This window comes from Conexibacter sp. JCM 18997 (genome assembly GCF_055391915.1).
The window spans coordinates 3,806,244-3,824,522 of sequence record NZ_AP043885.1 but is presented as its reverse complement, the minus strand read 5'-3'; the positions used below and the strand labels follow the sequence as shown (position 1 = coordinate 3,824,522).

The 18,279-nt window shown below is 70.7% G+C and carries 16 protein-coding genes; 5 read left to right on the top strand and 11 right to left on the bottom strand.

From position 1 onward, the window contains the following. The 3 genes from ACZ5UI_RS19240 to sucC form a co-directional block, all read right to left on the bottom strand. Complete coding sequence (locus tag ACZ5UI_RS19240; protein ID WP_464189932.1) at positions 1 to 897, bottom strand: hypothetical protein; 897 nt, start codon at positions 895 to 897, stop codon at positions 1 to 3. Between the two features lie 401 nt (positions 898 to 1,298). Next, entirely contained in the window at positions 1,299 to 2,174 is an 876-nt protein-coding gene (gene sucD, locus ACZ5UI_RS19235) for a succinate--CoA ligase subunit alpha (RefSeq protein WP_464189930.1), read from the bottom strand. Then, positions 2,171 to 3,361: an ADP-forming succinate--CoA ligase subunit beta gene (gene sucC, locus ACZ5UI_RS19230; protein WP_464189928.1), complete on the bottom strand. Its 1,191-nt coding sequence runs from the start codon at positions 3,359 to 3,361 to the stop codon at positions 2,171 to 2,173. Before sucC ends, sucD begins: the two co-directional genes overlap by 4 nt. Positions 3,362 to 3,402: 41 nt before the next feature. Here sucC and ACZ5UI_RS19225 point away from each other — a divergent pair, with 41 nt between their 5' ends. From ACZ5UI_RS19225 to ACZ5UI_RS19210, 4 genes are read left to right on the top strand one after another with little or no spacing between them, the layout of a single operon-like run. Further along, entirely contained in the window at positions 3,403 to 4,080 is a 678-nt protein-coding gene (locus tag ACZ5UI_RS19225) for an HAD-IA family hydrolase (protein WP_464189926.1), read from the top strand. Positions 4,081 to 4,084: 4 nt separating this feature from the next. Continuing rightward, positions 4,085 to 4,846 carry an MBL fold metallo-hydrolase gene (locus ACZ5UI_RS19220; protein ID WP_464189924.1) on the top strand — a complete coding sequence of 254 codons (762 nt, stop codon included), beginning with the start codon at positions 4,085 to 4,087 and terminating at the stop codon, positions 4,844 to 4,846. Continuing rightward, positions 4,843 to 5,220 (top strand): VOC family protein, encoded by a 378-nt coding sequence (locus ACZ5UI_RS19215; RefSeq protein WP_464189922.1) that lies wholly within the window; start codon positions 4,843 to 4,845, stop codon positions 5,218 to 5,220. Before ACZ5UI_RS19220 ends, ACZ5UI_RS19215 begins: the two co-directional genes overlap by 4 nt. A gap of 34 nt (positions 5,221 to 5,254) precedes the next feature. Further along, on the top strand, positions 5,255 to 6,070 hold the full coding sequence (locus ACZ5UI_RS19210; protein WP_464189920.1) for a hypothetical protein: 816 nt from the start codon (positions 5,255 to 5,257) through the stop codon (positions 6,068 to 6,070). Between the two features lie 87 nt (positions 6,071 to 6,157). On the opposite strand, the gene ACZ5UI_RS19205 is transcribed toward ACZ5UI_RS19210, so the two are convergent. From ACZ5UI_RS19205 to ACZ5UI_RS19195, 3 genes are read right to left on the bottom strand one after another with little or no spacing between them, the layout of a single operon-like run. Further along, positions 6,158 to 6,643, bottom strand: a complete 486-nt coding sequence (locus ACZ5UI_RS19205; protein WP_464189918.1) for a GNAT family N-acetyltransferase — start codon at positions 6,641 to 6,643, stop codon at positions 6,158 to 6,160. 18 nt (positions 6,644 to 6,661) lie between these two features. Next, positions 6,662 to 8,659 (bottom strand): hypothetical protein, encoded by a 1,998-nt coding sequence (locus ACZ5UI_RS19200; protein WP_464189916.1) that lies wholly within the window; start codon positions 8,657 to 8,659, stop codon positions 6,662 to 6,664. Positions 8,660 to 8,698: 39 nt separating this feature from the next. After that, on the bottom strand, positions 8,699 to 10,486 hold the full coding sequence (locus tag ACZ5UI_RS19195; protein WP_464189914.1) for an acetyl-CoA carboxylase biotin carboxylase subunit: 1,788 nt from the start codon (positions 10,484 to 10,486) through the stop codon (positions 8,699 to 8,701). 84 nt (positions 10,487 to 10,570) lie between these two features. Between ACZ5UI_RS19195 and ACZ5UI_RS19190 the strand changes: the two genes are divergently transcribed. Further along, positions 10,571 to 11,989 (top strand): LVIVD repeat-containing protein, encoded by a 1,419-nt coding sequence (locus ACZ5UI_RS19190; protein WP_464189912.1) that lies wholly within the window; start codon positions 10,571 to 10,573, stop codon positions 11,987 to 11,989. Between the two features lie 7 nt (positions 11,990 to 11,996). On the opposite strand, the gene cysN is transcribed toward ACZ5UI_RS19190, so the two are convergent. From cysN to ACZ5UI_RS19165, 5 genes are read right to left on the bottom strand one after another with little or no spacing between them, the layout of a single operon-like run. Next, a complete protein-coding gene (cysN, locus tag ACZ5UI_RS19185; RefSeq protein ID WP_464189910.1) occupies positions 11,997 to 13,967 on the bottom strand; it encodes a sulfate adenylyltransferase subunit CysN in 1,971 nt (656 codons plus the stop codon). A 2-nt stretch (positions 13,968 to 13,969) separates the two neighbouring features. Continuing rightward, a complete protein-coding gene (gene cysD, locus ACZ5UI_RS19180) occupies positions 13,970 to 14,875 on the bottom strand; it encodes a sulfate adenylyltransferase subunit CysD (protein WP_464189908.1) in 906 nt (301 codons plus the stop codon). Next, entirely contained in the window at positions 14,872 to 15,768 is an 897-nt protein-coding gene (locus ACZ5UI_RS19175; RefSeq protein ID WP_464189906.1) for a sulfite exporter TauE/SafE family protein, read from the bottom strand. Before ACZ5UI_RS19175 ends, cysD begins: the two co-directional genes overlap by 4 nt. Before the next feature lie 19 nt (positions 15,769 to 15,787). After that, positions 15,788 to 16,429 carry a phosphoadenylyl-sulfate reductase gene (locus ACZ5UI_RS19170; RefSeq protein ID WP_464189904.1) on the bottom strand — a complete coding sequence of 214 codons (642 nt, stop codon included), beginning with the start codon at positions 16,427 to 16,429 and terminating at the stop codon, positions 15,788 to 15,790. After that, positions 16,429 to 18,255, bottom strand: coding sequence for a nitrite/sulfite reductase (locus ACZ5UI_RS19165; protein WP_464189902.1), 1,827 nt, complete (start codon positions 18,253 to 18,255; stop codon positions 16,429 to 16,431). Before ACZ5UI_RS19165 ends, ACZ5UI_RS19170 begins: the two co-directional genes overlap by 1 nt. Between the last annotated feature and the right edge of the window lie 24 nt (positions 18,256 to 18,279).

Genomic DNA, 18,279 nt, shown 5'->3' with positions numbered 1-18,279 from the left:
TCAGCTCCCGGCGGCGATGGCGGTGACGTCGAGTCGCAGCCGGCCGGCCGCGGCGTCGGTGACGGTGAAGGTGGCGGGCACGACGGCGCGCATCTCGCCCACCAGCGCGATCGGGGCGCTGAGGCGCATCTCGACCAGCGCGCGGTTGCCCTCGAAGCCGGACACGTAGACGTCCTCGGCGCCGGGCACGCGGGCCAGCCCCTGCTCGAACGTGCTGAGCGCGGCGATGTCGGTGAACGGGCCGGCGTCGAGCACGATCGCGCCCTCGAACGGCGTGTCCTCGTACAGGGACACCGTCGGTGCGGCCGGGAGCGGCGCCGGGGCGACCGGTGCGGCGGCGACGGGCGCGGCGGCGACGGGCGCGGGCGCGACGGGTGCCACCGCGACGGGCGCGGGCGGGATCGGGGCCGGCGGGATGGGCGCGGCGGCGGCGGGCGGGGGCGGCGGCGCGGGCATCTCCTGGTGCATCGGCGCGACCGGCGGCGCGGGCGCCGGCGGCGGCTCGACGGCCGGGGCGGCCAAGTGCTGCTCGGGCTGGGCGAAGGCGGGGTGGTTGATCAGCAGCGCGGCCTCGTCGACGGCGCCGGCGGCGATCGGCGCGCGCAGCGGCCCGGCGGGGGCGACCGGCGGCGGGGGCAGCGGCTGCGCGGAGATCGGGGTCGGCGCGGGCGGGAACGCCTCGGCGGCGGGCGCCGGCGTCGGGGCGTTGGCGCCGAGACGGGCCAGCACGCGGCTGTACTCGTCCTCGAGCTCCCGCGCGGTGCGGTGCAGCTGCTCGCGGAAGCGCAAGAGCTCGTCGACCTGACCGTCGAGGCTGCCCAGACGGGCGCGGGCCTGGGCGATCAACGCGTCGGCATCACGCGCGGGCGCCGGTGCTGGGGCAGGGGATTGGGGCACGGAAGCGGGGGTAACGGATGACGGTGCAACCGCCGGCGAGGCCGCGCTGGTGCCGTTGACGGGCGGTGCGGACGTGGCACCCAGCTCATGCTCGAGCTCACGCAGTTTGCGCTCGAGTTCGCCGAGAGTCGCGGAGACGTCTCCGCCTCCGGCCTGATATGGAGTCCGTGCCGTCACCAGACCTGCATTCCCGGGCGGCTTTCGCCCGGTCGGGGTTGGAGAGCAAGCCTACCAGCCGTATGGACTGGCACTGCGTCAAACAACGGTGTACTTCCTGTCCAAAATTCTGCTTGGCTCGTCACCGCTGGACCACGAGGCGACCGCCATTGGCCGGACCGGCAGGCGGTTCGACCGTGTCCGCGCCAGCTTAGGCGCAGACACGGTCGGAATCACCAGAGTGGTCAGCCGCCGAGGATCTCGACGGCGATGTCGGCGACCTGCGTGGGGGTGCGACCGACGCGCACGCCCTTGGACTCCAGCGCCTCGGCCTTCGCCTTGGCGGTGCCCGCGGTGCCGGAGACGATCGCGCCGGCGTGGCCCATCGTCTTGCCGGGGGGCGCGGTGAAGCCGGCGATGTAGCCGACGACCGGCTTGGTCACGTTGGCGGCGATGAACTCCGCCGCCTCCTCCTCGGCCGAGCCGCCGATCTCGCCCGACATGACGATCAGCTCGGTCTGGGGGTCGTCCTGGAACAGGCCGATCACGTCGATGAACGACGAGCCCGGCACCGGGTCGCCGCCGATGCCGACGATCGTCGAGTTGCCGAAGCCGCGCTGGGCCAGCTCGTTGCCGATCTGGTAGGTCAGCGTGCCCGAGCGCGACACGACGCCGACGTTGCCCTCCTTGAAGAAGGACGCCGGGATGATGCCGACGCTGGCCTTGCCCGGCGACAGGATGCCCGGGCAGTTGGGGCCGACGAGGCGCACGTTCGGCGTGCGCTTGAGCTGGGTGTAGACGCGCAGCTCGTCGTGGGCGGGGATGCCCTCGGTGATCGCGATGATCAGCTCGATGCCGGCGTCGGCCGCCTCGAGGATCGAGTCGGCCGCGAAGCGCGGCGGCACGAAGATCATCGCGGTGTTGGCGCCGGTCTCGGCCACGGACTTGGAGAACGTGTTGAAGACCGGGATGCCCTCGACGTCCTGGCCCTCCTTGCCGGGCGTGACGCCCGCGACGACGTTCGTCCCGTAGCGCTTGTTGTTCAGCGCGTGGAACGTGCCCTCACGGCCGGTGATGCCGGAGACGACCAGCTTGGTGTCGTTGTCGACCAGGATGCTCATTCGACCACCCCCGCATCGGTCTTGGTACTCGCAGCGTCCGCGTGGGTGGTGCCCGCCACCTCCACGACCTTGGCGGCCGCCTCGTCCATCGTGGCCACCGTGTAGACGTTCGGGAGGTCCGCCTCGGCCAGGATCTTGCGTCCCTCGACGTCGTTGGTGCCGTCCAGGCGCACCACGAACGGGACGGTCGGCTTGATCTGCGCGAACGCGGCGATCAGGCCCTTGGCCACCTCGTCGCAGCGGGTGATGCCGCCGAAGATGTTGAACAGGACCGCCTTGACCTTCGGATCGCTGAGGATCACCTCGACCGCGCTGGTCACCGCGTCGGCCTTGGATCCGCCGCCGGCGTCCAGGAAGTTGGCGGGCTTGCCGCCGGCCTGGGCCACGACGTCCAGCGTCGACATGACGAGCCCGGCGCCGTTGCCGAGGATGCCGATGTCGCCGTCGAGCTTGACGTAGGTCAGCCCGCGCTCCTTGGCCATCTGCTCCTGCTCGTCCTCGGCGCCGACGTTGCGCAGCTCGGCGTTCTCGGCGTGGCGGAACAGGGCGTTGCCGTCGAGCGTCACCTTGGCATCGAGCGCGACGACGGAGCGGTCGCTCTTGATGATCAGGGGGTTGACCTCGATGAGCATCGCCTCCTCCTCGGCGTAGGCCTCGTACAGCTGGCCCAGCAGCGCGGAGATGGGGCGCACGACGTCGGCATCGACGCCGGCCTCGAAGCACAGCTTCCGGGCGTGGTAGTCCTGGAAGCCGAGCAGCGGATCGATGTGCAGGTGGGCGATCGCGTCGGGGTCCTCGTCGGCGACGGTCTCGATGTCCACGCCGCCGTGGGTCGAGAGCATGGCCAGGGTGGCCTTGGCGGCGCGGTCGAACACGAACGACGCGTACAGCTCGGAGGTGATGTCGCTCGCCTCTTCGATCCACAGCTCGTGGACGGTGAGGCCCTTGATGTCCATGCCGAGGATCGCCTCGGCGTGGGTCGCGACCTCGTCACGGCTCTGCGCGACCTTGATGCCGCCGGCCTTGCCGCGGCCGCCGATCAGCACCTGCGCCTTGACCACGACTGGGTATCCGAGTCCGTCCGCGACGTCGAGCGCTTGGTCGACGGTGGCGGCGTAATCGCCCCGGGGCACTGGGACCCCGTGGCGAGCGAACAGTTGCTTGCCTTGGTATTCGAGAAGGTCCATGGAAGTCCTGAATGTATGGGTTTGGGACAATGCGCGGCCTCATGGCCCTCCCGAGCAACGTCACCTTCGTCACATTCGATGTCTACGGGACCCTCATCGACTGGGAGGCCGGCGTAGCCGATGCCTTCGAGAAGGAGGCGTCCCGTGACGGCTTCACCATCGATCGTGACGAGGTCATCACCCTCTTTCACGAGATCTCGCGCGAGATCGAGTCGGGCTCCTATGAGCTCTACGCCGAGGTCCTGCGCCGCACGGCGATCGAGATCGCCAAGCGGATCGGCTGGGATCTGGAGCCCTCGCGCTCGGGTTTCCTGCCCGACTCCGTCCAGCGGTGGCGGCCCTTCAAGGAGACCAACGCGCAGCTGACCAAGTTCAAGAAGGCCTACGACGTCGGCCTGATCAGCAACATCGACGACAAGCTGCTGGGCCAGACGCGCCGGCACATCCCGCTGGACTTCGACCTCGTGGTCACCGCCCAACAGGTGCGCTCCTACAAGCCCGATCCGGCGCACTTCAAGGAGTGCGCGCGCCGCGTCGGCGGGAAGAAGGGCTGGGTCCACGTCGCCTCGTCGCTCTACCACGACGTCGAGCCGTGCATCAAGGAGAAGATCCCGGTCATCTGGGTCAACCGCCGCAAGGAGACGCTCGAGACCGGGGCCAAGAAGCCGACCGCCGAGGTCAAGAACCTCGCGGAGGCCTTCAAGCTCCTGGCCGGCTAGGGCGGTGAAGGTCCGCGCGCTGCATCGCGACGTGCTCGTCGCGACCAGCCGCATCTGGCAGACGACGTGCACGGTGGTGCGCTCCGGCGAGGAGGGGTTCGTGATCGACTCGCCGGTGCTCCCCGACGAGCTCGAGGTGCTGCCGGCGATCATCGAGCAGTCCGCGTTCCCGCTGTCGGGCCTGCTGGCCACCCACGGCGACTGGGACCACCTGTTGGGGCGGACCGCCTTCCCGGGCGCGGCGCTGGGCTGTGCCGAGACCACGGCGGCGCGCCTGACCGGCGCCCCGGGGCGGCCGCAGCGCGACCTGCGCCACTTCGACGACGAGCACTACGTCGCTCGGGAGAAGCCGCTGGCGCTGGGCCAGATCGAGGCGCTGCCGGTGCCCGGCCGCCTGGACCTGGGCGCGGTCGAGCTCGAGCTGCATCCGGCCGACGGCCACACCGAGGACGGGATGGCGGTGTGGATGCCGTCGACCGGCCTGCTCGTCGTGGGCGACTACCTGTCCCCGGTGGAGATCCCGATGCTCTCGCCGGGCGGGTCGCGCAGCGCCTACCTGGCCACGCTGCAGCGGTTGGAGCCGCTGGTGGCCGAGGCGACCTGGATCGTCCCCGGCCATGGCGACGTGCTCGACAGCACGCGGGCGCTGGCCATCCTGCGCGAGGACCGCGCCTACCTGGAGGCCCTGCCGGACGCGACGCTCCCGCTGGCTCGCCGCACGGCGGCCCAGAAGGCCATCCACCAGGAGAACCTGACCCGCCCGTGATCACGCACGGCCTGCATCACGTCTCGCTGGAGGTGCGCCGGCCCGACGCCGAGGCGTGCCGGGACTTCTTCGTGCTGCTGGGCTTCGACAAGGTGCCTCACCCGCCCGCGCTCGACGACATCGCCGTGTGGGTCCAGCACGGCGACCTGCAGCTGCACATGCTCTACGTCGACGAGCCGGTGATCCCCCCGCGCGGCCACATCGCCGTGGTCTGCCCCGACTACGACGCGGCGCTGGCCCGGCTGCGCGCCGCCGGCCATCGCGTCGAGGACCACGACAACGTCTGGGGCTCGCCCCGCTCGTTCGCCTACAGCCCGGTCGGCCACGTCGTCGAGGTCATGCAGTTCCCGCCCGGCGGCGCCCCGCCCGGTTGAAGTCGTGCGCTGATCGGCCGATGACCGGGACACCATGTCCCGGACCTTCCGCATCGTTCCCCTCGCGGTCGTGGCCTGCCTGTCGCTGACGGGTGTGGCCAGCGCCGACGAGTCGGGGATCACGACGACCAAGACGCGCCTGTGCGTCGTCAAGAAGAGCAAGCGCGCCCGCGTCGTGCGCACGACCGAGCGCTGCCGCACCAACGAGACGCGCATGACCTGGAAGCGCTATCAGCAGCTGGCCAGCTCCAGCGCGGCGTCGTCGGACAGCTCCGAGACGGCGGGCCCCGTGGGTCCGATCGGCCCGACGGGCCTGACCGGCGAGCAGGGCGCGCAGGGACCGCAGGGCGCTCAGGGCGCGCGCGGCGCGACCGGGGCGACGGGTGCCACCGGCGCGACGGGCGCGCAGGGCGACCGCGGCGCGACGGGCGAGACCGGCGCCCAGGGCGCGCAGGGCGCGGCCGGTCCCAGCGACATCTACACGACGACCGGCACCAGCGGCGCGACCTCCTCGTCGGAGGACACGCGCGCCACGCTGAGCCTGCCCGCCGGCTCCTACTTGCTGCTGGGCCAGGCCGACGCCTTCTCCTCCAGCGAGTTCGGCCAGTTCTGGATCCGCTGCCGCATCCGCGACCGCGGCACCTCCGTGCGCGCGACCGATGCCCGCTGGGAGGACACGACCAGCGATGCGGCGTCGTCCAGCCAGCCCGACACCGCCAACCTGTTCCTGACCGCCCCGCTGGTCACCACGGGCGGCAACATCACGCTGCACTGCCAGGGCTTTCTCGGCCTGCCGCTGGTCGGCAACGTGCAGCTGACCGCGATCAAGACGGGCGCGCTGCACACGTAGAGCATCCATCGGGCAGCGTGGGTCCCGTCGTGCGGGACCCACCCGCCGCGGAAGACCAAAAAACGCTCACTCCTCGCGTTGAGCATCTCAGTCCTCCGGCGGCGTGAGTTTGCGCCCCAGGAACAGGTCGAGGGCGGGGTCGCTCTTGGAGCGCTCGCTGAAGCCGAGCCGGTGATACAGCGCCAGCGCGGGTGCGTTGGCGTCGTTGGTGTCCAGCTCGATGCGCCGGCAGCCGCGGGCCGTCGCGCGCTCCAACGCGGCCTCCACGAGCGCCTGGCCCAGGCCCGACCGGCGTGCGTGGGGCAGCACGTACAGGTCCTCCAGCCAGCAGTCGGCCGCGGCCGTCCACACCGACGGGCGGAAGCGCAGCTGGCACACCCCGGCGGGCGGCGAGTCATCGTCGGGCGCACCGAGCAGGTACTCGGTCATCGGGTCCTCGATCAGCCGGTCCAGCACCGCCAGCATCGCGTTGTCGCTGGGCTGGTCGTAGCCGTTGTGGTCGCGAAAGGCGATCAGCAGCTCGCCGACCGTCTCGACCTCGTGCAGTTCGGCGACCCAGACCCGTGCGCTCATGCGCCCAGGCTACGCCGCTCAGGCGGGCAGCACGGTGGCGATGATCGGGTGCTCGAAGCTGCGCCCGTACTGCTCGCCGACGTTGCCCGGGTCGCCGGGCAGCAGGACCATGTGCCAGTCCGAGACGATCTCGGTCAGCGGGATCGTCTGGCGGGCGTTGTCGGAGTCGGCCAGGAACAGCAGGTGCAGGCCGTGCGTGCCGATCGAGCCCTGCCAGTAGCGCTGGTCCTCGTTGGGGATCGACGGCTTGCCCCGCCAGCACTGCCGCGGCGCGCCGTTGGGCGCCGTCGACTTCGCCTCCTTGGCGGGCTCGCGCGGGAAGAGCTCGGGCCCCGGGTTGGAGCCGGTGCCGTCGTCGAAGCAGGCGTCGTCGCGGTAGTACGGGACCGCGGCCACCGACTGCACGGCGCCGCCGGGCGTGAGCGACTCCACCGAGGTCTGGATGCGGTCCACCAGCGTGCCGTTCGGTCCCGACGTCTCGGTCCAGCCGAGCATCGCGTTGGCCTCGCTGAGCGTCAGGTCGGGGAGGTCCACGGACTGGTGGAAGGGCGCCTGGCAGAGCTGCAGCGCCCGGTACAGCGAGCGGTAGGTCTGCGTCGTCTGGCCGGTGTCGCTGGCGTCGTACTTGGCCTCGCACGGGTCGTCCAGGTTCCCGAACGGCTCGTCGTTGCGCCCGTCGATCGGCACGCCGTCGGGCTTGCGCGTGGTCCGGAACGTGCGCACGGCGCCGGCGTTGAAGTCCCACTGGGCGTAGATGCCGTCCAGGGGCGGGATCACGTGCACCCGCAGCCAGGTCTTCTGCAGCACCTGCTCGCGGTAGAAGGTCTCGCGGCGGATGACGTTGGTGCCCGAGTCGGCGCCCCACGTCTCGCGGATCGCCCGCACGGGTCCGACGCGCTCCCCGAGCAGCGTCGAGGAGCCGCCCCAGTTGGTCTGCTCCTCCTCATAGCCGCAGCACGGCGTCTCCGAGCCCGGATCCTGCGCGAAGGCGCGGGCCTTCCAGCGGTCGACCAGGTCGCGCCCGTAGGTCTGCTGATCGTCACGCTTGACCTGGATCGCGGTCATCAGCCAGCGGCCGTCGTAGCGGAAGCGGTAGCGCGGCGTGGTCACCGTGGCGGTGTCGCGCGGGCGCCGGCGCCCGGTCCCGACGACGTTGCCGTCGGCGTCGCAGTAGGTGCCCTCGGCGGCGTTGCCGTAGTTGTCGTAGGTCGACTCGGAGTGCTCGAACAGATCGGCGTTGGCGTCGCGCTGGTAGTGCACGTAGCCGTTGGCCGCGCTGAACGTCGGGGCCACGCCGAGGGCCACGTAGATCGTCCCGCCGTCGCTGAGGTCCACGCGGCGCAGGTCGGTGGCGCCCGCCGGCGCGGGCGTGCCCGCCGGGGGTGTCGTGCCCGCGTCCCGGGCCATGAAGGCGAGCTCGTCGTTGGTGTCCAGCCCGGGCACCGGGTCGGGCGCCGGGCCGCCGGCCGCCTGCGCGCGGCAGGGATCGTCGGCCGGGCCGTCGAGCGTGTAGCGGAAGCCCTCGCGGTCGAACGCGTAGGTCGTGTGCTGGTCGTCGCCGGAGTAGGGCGCGAAGCCCGAGGCGCTGTTGTCCAGGTAGCGGGTGAAGACCTCGTCGACCTGGAACGGGATCTGGCGCCAGCGCTGGCCGTCCCAGCGGAACCCGGCGATCCGGTCGACGGCCGGCCCGGCGGGTTGCGCGCCGCTGGTGTCGACCTCGGGATCGACGTAGTCGTTGTGCGGGCAGTCCTTGGGGTCCAGCGCGGACACCAGCCCGCCCGCGCCGCCGGACAGCAGCGTCGTCGGGTCGAGCTTGGCCGGATCGAGCTGGTAGCAGGCCAGGTCGGTCAAGGGGAGCTTGACCGTGGCGTTGGCGGGCACCGCCCAGCCGGCGAAGTCGCTGCCGTGCAGGACCACCGGCTCGACGTCGCGCGGGTTGGCCGCGGACGCGCCGACCGGCAGCCCCAGCAGGGCGACGGAACAGACGGCAGTGGCGGCGGTGACCAGGCGGCGCATGACGGCTTCAACGCCGCCTATGCCCAAACCTGGCGGTTGCTAGCCCTCGGCCGGAGCCTCGGCGTCCTTGATGACCGCCAGCGTGGCGCCCGACGTGACCGCATCGCCGACGCTGATGGGGAGCTCGGCGATCACGCCCGCCTTGTGGGCGGTGATCTCGTTCTCCATCTTCATCGCCTCGATGATCGCGATCATCGCGCCCTCCTGCACGGTCTGGCCCTGCTCGACCAGCACCTTGAAGATGTTGCCCTGCATCGGCGAGGGCAGCGTGTCGCCGCTGGCGCCGGCCTTGGAGGCCGAGCGCGCCGAGCGGCCCGGCTTCTTGGCCCCGGCACCGTTGGCCGCGGGTGCGGCCGTGTAGGCCGGGGCGGCGCCGATGACCTTGACGTCGAAGCGCTTGCCCGAGACCTCGACCGTGTAGGTCTGCTCGTGCTTCTCTTCGGCCTCGTCGTCGACGGGCGCCACCTTCTCGAAGGCCAGCGTCTTGAGCCAGTCGCGGTCCTCGATCAGGTCGCGGCAGGTCTCCGCCTTGGCCCACTGCTCGCTGGCCATGATCGCCTGGTGGAACGGGATCAGGGTCTTCAGGCCCTCGATCTCGTACTCGCTCAGCGCGCGCAGCATGCGCTTGGTGGCCTGCTCGCGATCGACGTCCCAGACGATCAGCTTGGCCACCATCGGGTCGTACATCGGCGAGACCTCGCCGCCCGTGCCGACGCCCGAGTCGACGCGCACCCCGGGACCGCTGGGCTCCTTGTAGGCGCCGATCTGCCCCGGCGCCGGAGCGAAGTTCTTGCTCGCGTCCTCGGCGTTGATGCGGCACTCGATCGCGTGGCCGCGCAGGACGACGTCGTCCTGGGTCACGCTGAGCGCCTCGCCGGCCGCGGCGCGGATGCCCTCCTTGACGATGTCGATCCCGGTGACCATCTCGGTCACGCAGTGCTCGACCTGCACGCGGGTGTTCATCTCCAGGAAGAAGTACTCGCCGTCCTGCAGCAGGCCCTCGATCGTGCCGGCGCCCTTGTAGTCCACGGCCTTGGCCGCGTCGGTGGCGACCTTGCCGATGTGCTCGCGCAGCGCCTCGTCGACCAGCGGGCCGGGGGCCTCCTCGATCAGCTTCTGATGGCGGCGCTGGATCGAGCAGTCGCGCTCGCCCAGGTGGATCACGTTGCCGTGACCGTCGGCCAGCACCTGCACCTCGACGTGCCGCGGATCGGGCAGGTAGCGCTCGATGTAGACCGTCGCGTCGGAGAAGAACTTCTCGCCCTCGCGCGCCGCGCCCTCGAACGCCTTCTCCAGCTCGTCCTCCGACAAGGCCACGCGGAAGCCCTTGCCGCCACCGCCGCCGGCCGCCTTGATGGCCACCGGGTAGCCGATGTCGGCATCGATGATCTTGCGCGCCGCGGCGACATCCTCGACCGGCTCGGTGGTGCCCGGCACGATCGGCACGCCAGCCGCCTGCATCAGCTCACGGGCGCGCGTCTTGGAGCCCATCGCGTCGATCGCCGACGCGGGCGGGCCGATGAACACGATCCCCGCCTCCTCGCAGGCCCGCGCGAACGGCGCGTTCTCGGCCAGGAAGCCGTAGCCCGGGTGCACGGCCTGCGCGCCGGACTCCTTGATGACCTCGAGGATCTTGTCCACGTTGAGGTAGCTCTCGGCCGCCGTCGGCCCACCCAGCAGATAGGCTTCGTCGGCGCGCTGGACGTGCAGCGCGTCACGATCGATCTCCGAGTAGACGGCGACCGACGCGACGCCCAACTCCTCCAGCGCCCGGATGACCCGGACGGCGATCTCGCCTCGGTTGGCGACGAGCACCTTCTCGAACATGCCGGCGATCCTATCGTCGCCGCGTTTTCGTTGACTCGCGGGTCAACGCCGCAAGTCCTCGCCGCGCGCGACGTTCGATCTGCCATGCGCCCGCGTTCCCTGGTCATCGCCGCCGTCGTCCTGGCCCTCGTCGCCGTCGCCGCGCCCGCCGCTTCGGCCTCGCCGCCCCTGTTCCAATCGGCCAACGTCACGCTGCTGGGCGAGCTGCCCGAGGCGGCCGGCGCGATCGGCGCGCGCTTCAGCGCGGACGGGAACACGATGTACGTGACGACGGCGGCCGGGCTGCTGATCTACGACGTCTCCCAGCCCGAGAGCCCGCAGCGCCTGAGCGTGGTGCCGCTGCCCCACTTCGAGAACGAGGACGTCGACGTCGGCCACATCGGCGGGCGCGACGTGCTGATCATCTCCAACGACCCGGGCTTCACCGGCGTCGGCGTGCTCTACGTCTTCGACGTCAGCGACCCGGCCAGCCCGCAGCAGATCGCCATGCGCACCACGCAGGTGCCGGGCGCGGGCGGCCTGATCGGCGCCGAGCAGACGAACAACGGCCACATCGCCAACTGCGTCGACAGCCGCACGTGGGGCTGCCGCTGGCTGTGGACCACGGGCAGCAGCGACGGCGTGACGGTCTACGACATGCGCAACCCCGCCAACCCGCAGTTCAAGGGCAGCTTCACGCTACCCGGCGAGGGCTTCACCCACGACGTCGAGATCGACGGGATGGGCATCGCCTGGGTGACCGGCGAGGACGGCACGTTCGGCTACGACGTGGCCAACATGACCGACCCGCTGCACCCGGCGCTGATCTACCGCTCCGACGACCGGGTGGTCAACTCGGGCAACAGCGGGCCGCTGTCGCCCGACACCGCCGAGAGCGGGCCGCTGGACTTCCTGCACCACAACTCGCGGCGCATCCGCGACGACGTGATGGCCATCACCGAGGAGGACTACACGCGGCCCGGCTGCCCCGGCCAGGGCTCGCTGCAGACCTGGAAGATCTCCCAGCAGCGCAACGCCGACGGGACCCAGCGCCTGCTGCTGATGGACCTGTTCACCACCGAGCTCAACGAGCTGGCCGAGCTGCGCGGGCGCTCGAACCCCTACGGCGCGCCGACGACCGTCAACTGCTCGGCCCACTGGTTCGACGCACGCGACGGGCTGATCGCCCAGGGCTGGTACGACCAGGGCGTGCGCTTCCTGGACGTCAGCAACCCGCGCGAGATCAAGCAGGTGGGCTACTTCGTCACCGCGGGCACGTTCTGGGCCTCGTACTTCGCGCCCAGCGACCCGACCGGCCAGACGGTCTACGGGCTGGACACCGCGGGCGGGATCGACGTGCTGCACATCGACCGGTCCGCCGCCGGCGACCCGGCCACGATGCCCGCAGCCGACACCGCGACGCTGCTGGACCGCCTCAGCGCGGCGGGCGCGCGCTACACCGCCGACGCGCGCTTCCAGCTCGCCTGCCCGCTGCTGATCGGGGCCGCCGTGCGGCCCGTCTGACGCGCGGTCAGGCGGGCGGCAGGACGCCCGCGTCGCGCAGCGCCTTGAGCAGCTCCTCGACGGAGCCGTCGGTGTCGCCGGGGCGCAGCGTGACGTCGGCCGCGGTGGGCGCCTCGTAGGGCGCGTCGATGCCGGTGAAGTTCGTGATCTCGCCGGCCCGGGCCTTGGCGTACAGGCCCTTGGGATCGCGGCGCTCGCACTCCTCCAGCGGCGTGTCGACGTAGACCTCCAGGAAGGACAGGTCGTCCTCGCCGTGGGTCGAGCGGGCCTGCGCGCGGTCGGCCTCGTAGGGCGAGACCAGCGAGACGATGGCGATCGTGCCCGCGTCGGCCAGCAGCTTGGCCGCCTGGGCCGTGCGGCGCACGTTCTCTGCGCGGTCCTCGGGGCTGAAGCCGAGGTTGCCGTTGAGGCCGTGGCGCAGGTTGTCGCCGTCCAGGCGGTAGGCGGGGATGCCCTCGTTGACCAGCCGGGCCTCCAGGGCGCCGGCGATCGTCGACTTGCCCGACGAGGGCAGGCCGGTCATCCACACGGTCGCGCCGCGATGGCCGAGCGCCTGCCAGCGTGCCTCGCGCGTGAGCTGCGAGCGCTCCCACACGACGTTGGTCGACTTCGACTGGGCGGCGGCCTCGACGGCGTGCGCCTCCTCGTCGGTGATCGGCTCGTCGGGATCGAGCAGCATGCCCGCGCCGAGCGTCTCGTTGCTGGCCTCGTCGATCAGGATGAAGCCGCCGGTCGAGCGGTTGCGCCGGTAGGCGTCGAAGGTCAGCGGGCTGCTGGTGCGCAGGCGCACGCGGCCGATCTCGTTGAGCTCCAGCCCGGCCGCGCCCTCCTCGCGATGCAGCGTGTCGACGTCGATGCGGTGCAGCAGCTCCTCGGCCACCACGCGCACGGTCTTCGTCGTGTGCTTGAGCAGGTAGCGGCTGCCGGGCTGCAGCGGCGTCTCGCTCATCCAGCAGATCGTCGCGTCGAGCTCGCGCGAGACGATCGGGTGGTTGTGCGGGCGGGCGATCAGGTCGCCGCGCGAGATGTCGATGTCGTCCTCGAGGCGCAGCGTCACGCTCATCGGCGGGAACGCCTCGTCGACCGTGCCGTCGAAGGTGTCGATCGCCGCGATCCGCGACGTCGCGCCCGACGGCAGGATGATCACGTCGTCGCCGGCGCGCAGGACGCCGCCGGCCACCTGGCCGCCGTAGCCGCGGTAGTCGTGCTGGTCGCCCTGGGCGTCGCCCGGGCGCACGACCCACTGCACCGGGAAGCGCGGGTCGATCAGGTTGCGGTCCGACGCGATGTGCACGTGCTCGAGGTGGTAGAGCAGCGGCGAGCCCTCGTACCAGTCCATGTTCGTGCTGCGATCCACGACGTTGTCCCCGTTCAGCGCGCTGATCGGGATGAACGTGATGTCGGTGATCTCCAGCTTGGAGGCGAACTGGGTGAAGTCGGCGACGACCGCGTTGAAGACCGACTCGTCGTAGTCGACGAGGTCCATCTTGTTGATCGCCACGACGAGGTGGGGGATGCGCAGCAGCGAGCTGATGAACGCGTGGCGGCGCGACTGCTGCACGACGCCGTTGCGCGCGTCGATCAGGACGATGGCCAGGTCGGCGGTCGAGGCGCCGGTGACCATGTTGCGCGTGTAGCGGACGTGGCCGGGGGTGTCGGCGATGATGAACGTGCGCTTGGGCGTGGCGAAGTAGCGGTAGGCCACGTCGATCGTGATGCCCTGCTCGCGCTCGGCCCGCAGGCCGTCGGTCAGCAGCGCCAGGTCGACCGTGCCGTCGTCGCCGTGGCGGCGCTTGGAGGCCTCGGCGACCTGCTCGAGCTGATCCTCGAAGAGCGACTTGGAGTCGAACAGCAGGCGGCCGATCAGGGTCGACTTGCCGTCGTCGACGCTGCCGGCGGTGGCCAGGCGCAGCAGGCCCGAGGCGGCCGTGTTCTCCAGCGCCTCGATCGAGCCGTTGGCCGCAGGTCCGGGAGCCATGGCTAGAAGTACCCTTCCTTCTTGCGGTCTTCCATCGCCGCTTCGGTGGCGCGATCGTCGGCGCGCGTCTCGCCGCGCTCGGTGATGCGGGTGGCCGAGATCTCGGCCACGACGGTCTCCAGCGTGACCGCGGTGGAGGCCACGGCGCCGGTGCAGCTCATGTCGCCCACCGTGCGGTAGCGGACGGTCTCCTGGAAGGGGACCTCACCCGGGATCAGCTCGGTGAACGGCGACGTGGCGTAGAGCATCCCGTCGCGCTTGAACACCTCGCGCTCGTGGGCGAAGTAGATCGGCGGCAGCTCGAGCTGCTCGCGGGCGATGTACTGCCACACGTCGAGCTCGGTCCAGTTGGAGATCGGGAAGACGCGCACGTTCTCGCCGCGCTTGATGCGCCCGTTGTAGACGTTCCACAGCTCCGGGCGCTGGTTCTTGGGGTCCCAGCCGCCGAAGTCGTCGCGGAAGCTGAAGATGCGCTCCTTCGCCCGGGCGCGCTCCTCGTCGCGGCGGGCGCCGCCGAAGGCCGCGTCGAAGCCGTGCTGGGCGATCGCGTCCAGCAGCGTGACCGTCTGCAGGCGGTTGCGCGAGGCGCGCGGGCCCGTCTCCTCGACGGCGCGGCCCTGGTCGATCGACTCCTGCACGGAGGCGACGATCAGGCGCTCGCCCAGCTCGGCGACGCGGCGATCGCGGAACTCGATGACCTCGGGGAAGTTGTGCCCCGTGTCGACGTGCATGAGCGGGAAGGGGAAGCGGCCGGGGCGGAAGGCCTTCTCGGCCAGGCGCAGCAGCACGATCGAGTCCTTGCCGCCGCTGAACAGCAGGACCGGCTTCTCGAGCTCGGAGGCCACCTCACGGAAGACGTGGATGGCCTCGGACTCGAGCGCGTCGAGGTGGCTGATTTCGTAGCTCATGAGGAAGTGGTCTGGGGTTCGGGAGGCCGGTTGAGCGCGCGGTAGACGAAGAAGGAGATGATGCCCAGCAGGATGGGGACGCCGATCACCACGCCCAGGCCGTAGTTGGCCCCTGCCTTCTGCAAGATCCCGAATGCGGAGGCGAACAGCACGATAGCCAGGCCGATGCGCAGGCCGGCGGTGGGGACGTGGGCCATCAGGTTCGTGCCCAGCCACACGCCGGGCAGCGAGCCGATCAGGATGTTCAGCATCAGGCCGTAGTCGATGTTGCCGAAGGCCATGTGCACGAGCGCCGCGACCCACAGCAGACCGGCGGCGTGGAAGACGTCGGTGCCGACCACCCGCTGGGGCGTCAGCTTGAACACGAGGATCAGCGCGAGGCCGATCAGCGCGCCCGAGCCGACCGAGGTCAGGCCGAGGATCGCGCCGAGCACGAAGCCCAGCGGGACGGCGGTCAGCTTGGCCCCGCGCGTCATCACCACCTCGTCGCGCTCCTGGTCGATCAGCTTCTTGAGGAACAGCGCGCGCACCAGCAGCGCGGTGCCGACCAGGAACAGCGCGACGCCCAGCGAGGCGAGCATGAACGTCTCGAAGTCGTCGCCGTAGTGGCGCTGGATGTACTCGATGGCCAGCACGCCGAGCACGGCGCCGGGCCAGGAGCCCGCCGACATCCACACCGTCAGGCCCAGGTCGACGGTGCCCTTGCGCAGGTGGCGCCAGCCGCCCAGCGTCTTGGTGATCGCGCCGTAGGCCAGGTCGGTGCCGATCGCCACCACCGGCTTGGTGCCGAAGACGAGGATCAGCAGCGGCGTCATCAGCGACCCGCCGCCCACGCCCGTCATGCCGATGAGGACCCCGACCCCGAGGCCGAAGAGGATGATCAGCGGATCCATGCCGATGGCAGCCTAGGACTCAGGCGGCGACGTGGATGCCGCACTCGTCCTTGGCGGCGCCGGCCCAGCGGCCGTCGCGGCCACTCCCGGCCTGGGTGCACGGCCAGCAGCCGATCGACTCATAGCCGCGATCATGCAGGGGGTGGTACGGCACGTCATTGGCCGCGATGTAGCGCCACACGTCGCGCTCGGTCCAATCGGCCAGCGGATGCAGCTTCCACAGGCCGTGCTTGAGGTCCCACTTCAGCTTGGGCGTGTCGGCGCGTGAGGCCGACTGGTCGCGGCGCAGGCCGGCCACCCAGGCGTCGGCGGTGGACAGCGTCTCGCGTAGCGGCTTGACCTTGCGCAGGTCGCAGCAGCTGTCGGTCGAGCGCTCCCAGTGGCGATCGAGCAGCGTCCCGCGGACGCCCTCGATCTTGATGTCGTAGTGCTCCTCCAGGCGCGCCCACGTCTCGCGCGTCTCGGGGAACAGGGCACCGGTGTCGAGCGTGAACACGCGCACGGAGGGATCCACCCGCATGACCAGGTCGAGGATCACCGAGGCCTCCTTCTGGAAGGAGGTGGCCACGGCCAGGCGCGGGTAGCGCGCCACGGCCTCGGCCACCAGCTCCTCCGCGGAGAGGTGCTCGAGATCGTCGGCGGTGTGCTCGACGGCGGTCATCAGACCGCGCACTCCCCCTCACCGCGTTGCACGACGAACGGGACGTTCTTGGACCAGTCGATGAACGTGTTCATGGTCTCCAGCGAGAACTCGGCCGCCATCGCCAGATCGCGTACCTGATCCTCGAACGCGGTCGTGCCGACGCGCTCGGCGAAGCGGTTGAAGACCTCGCCCTCCTCGCGCTCGGACTCGTAGAAGCGGATCCAGCGCTCGACGGCCTCGGGGGCGCGCTTGGCGGGGATCCGCAGCTTCAGGCGGGTGCCGTAGACGATGTCCCCGTTGGGCGCCCCGTACTGACCGCCGATGTGCGGGATGTAGGCCGGGATCGTGTGCTCGCCGACCTTGATCGACGCGCCGTAGAAGCCGATGTTGGCGATGTGATGCTGGCTGCAGCCGTTGGGGCAGCCGGACATCTTCACGTGCATCTGCTTGGTCAGCGGATCGGTGATCTGCATCTCGGCCAGGCGCTCGCGGATGGCCGCGTTGAGGCCCATCGACGAGGTGATGCCGAGCTTGCAGGAGTCCGTGCCGGGGCAGCTGACGACGTCTTCGATCTCGTCGGCGCCCGGGCGGTTGAGGCCCAGCTCGCCCAGCGCCTGCCACACGTCGTAGACCGACTCCTCGCGCACCCAGCGCAGCAGGAAGTTCTGGTGCACGGTGGTGCGCGCGTGGCCGCCCGTGAAGTCGCGCATGAGCTGGCCCAGGCCGCGGAACTGCTCCGGGGTCAGGTCGCCGCGTGGGACGTGCACGTGCACGGTCACGAAGCCGGCCTGCTTCTGGGGCTGGACGGCCGAGGCGACGAAGCGCTCGTACTCCGACAGGTCGCCGTTGGGCGTGCCGTAGGTGGTCGGGACGGGCGGCGCGGTGGCCTCCTCGTCGACGACGTACAGGCGCGGCTGGACCGAGAAGTCGCGCTCGTTGACCCAGTCGAGCTCGAGCTCCTCCTCGACCTGCTTGCGCAGCTCGTCGATGCCGAACTTGTCGACGAAGACCTTGATGCGGGCGCGGGCGCGGTTGACGCGCAGCCAGTCCTGGCGGTCGAAGATCCGGAAGACGGCCTCGGCGATCTTCAGGTACTCGCCGTCGTCGGCGGTGGCGAACTCGTACAGCGTGGGCGCGACGCGCGGCATGATCGACGTGCCGCCGCCGACGCGGATCTCGAAGCCCTTGACGCCGTCGTCGTTGATCTTGGAGATGAAGGCGATGTCGTGGATGCCGGTCAGCGCGCGGTCGGCGGGGGCGCCGTTGAACGCGGTCTTGATCTTGCGCGGCATCAGCTGCGTCGTGGGGTGGCGCACGAAGTAGCGCACGTAGGCGCCGGCGTACGGCGTCGGGTCGAACGGCTCCTCGTCGTTGACGCCCGCCCACGGGTCGCCGGTGACGTTGCGCACCGTGTTGCCGCAGCCCTCGCGGCTGGAGATGCCGGCGTCGGACAGCTCGCGGATCGCGGCGGCCGTGTCGCGCAGCGGCATGTGGTGGATCTGGACGTTCTGGCGCGTCGTGATGTGGCCCTTGTTCAGCGGCGCGTACTTCTCGATCACGTCGGCGTACTTGTCCATCTGGTCCGGCGTGATGCCGCCCATCGGGACCTTCGCGCGGATCATCTGCACGTCGGGCTGACGCTGGCCGTACACGCCCTGCTTCAGGCGGAAGCCGATGAACTGCGGCTCGGGCGTCTCACCGGCCAGGAACTTCTCCGCTTCGTTGTCGAAGTCGTCGAACTCCTGGACGATCGTGTTGATCAGGTGGCCCGGAATGTTGTCGTAGACCTCGGGGTTCGCGAGCGACCCGGCCCGGCCCCGCGGCTTCGTGCTCGTCGGCTCCATGACGACAAAGTATCAATTCCCGGG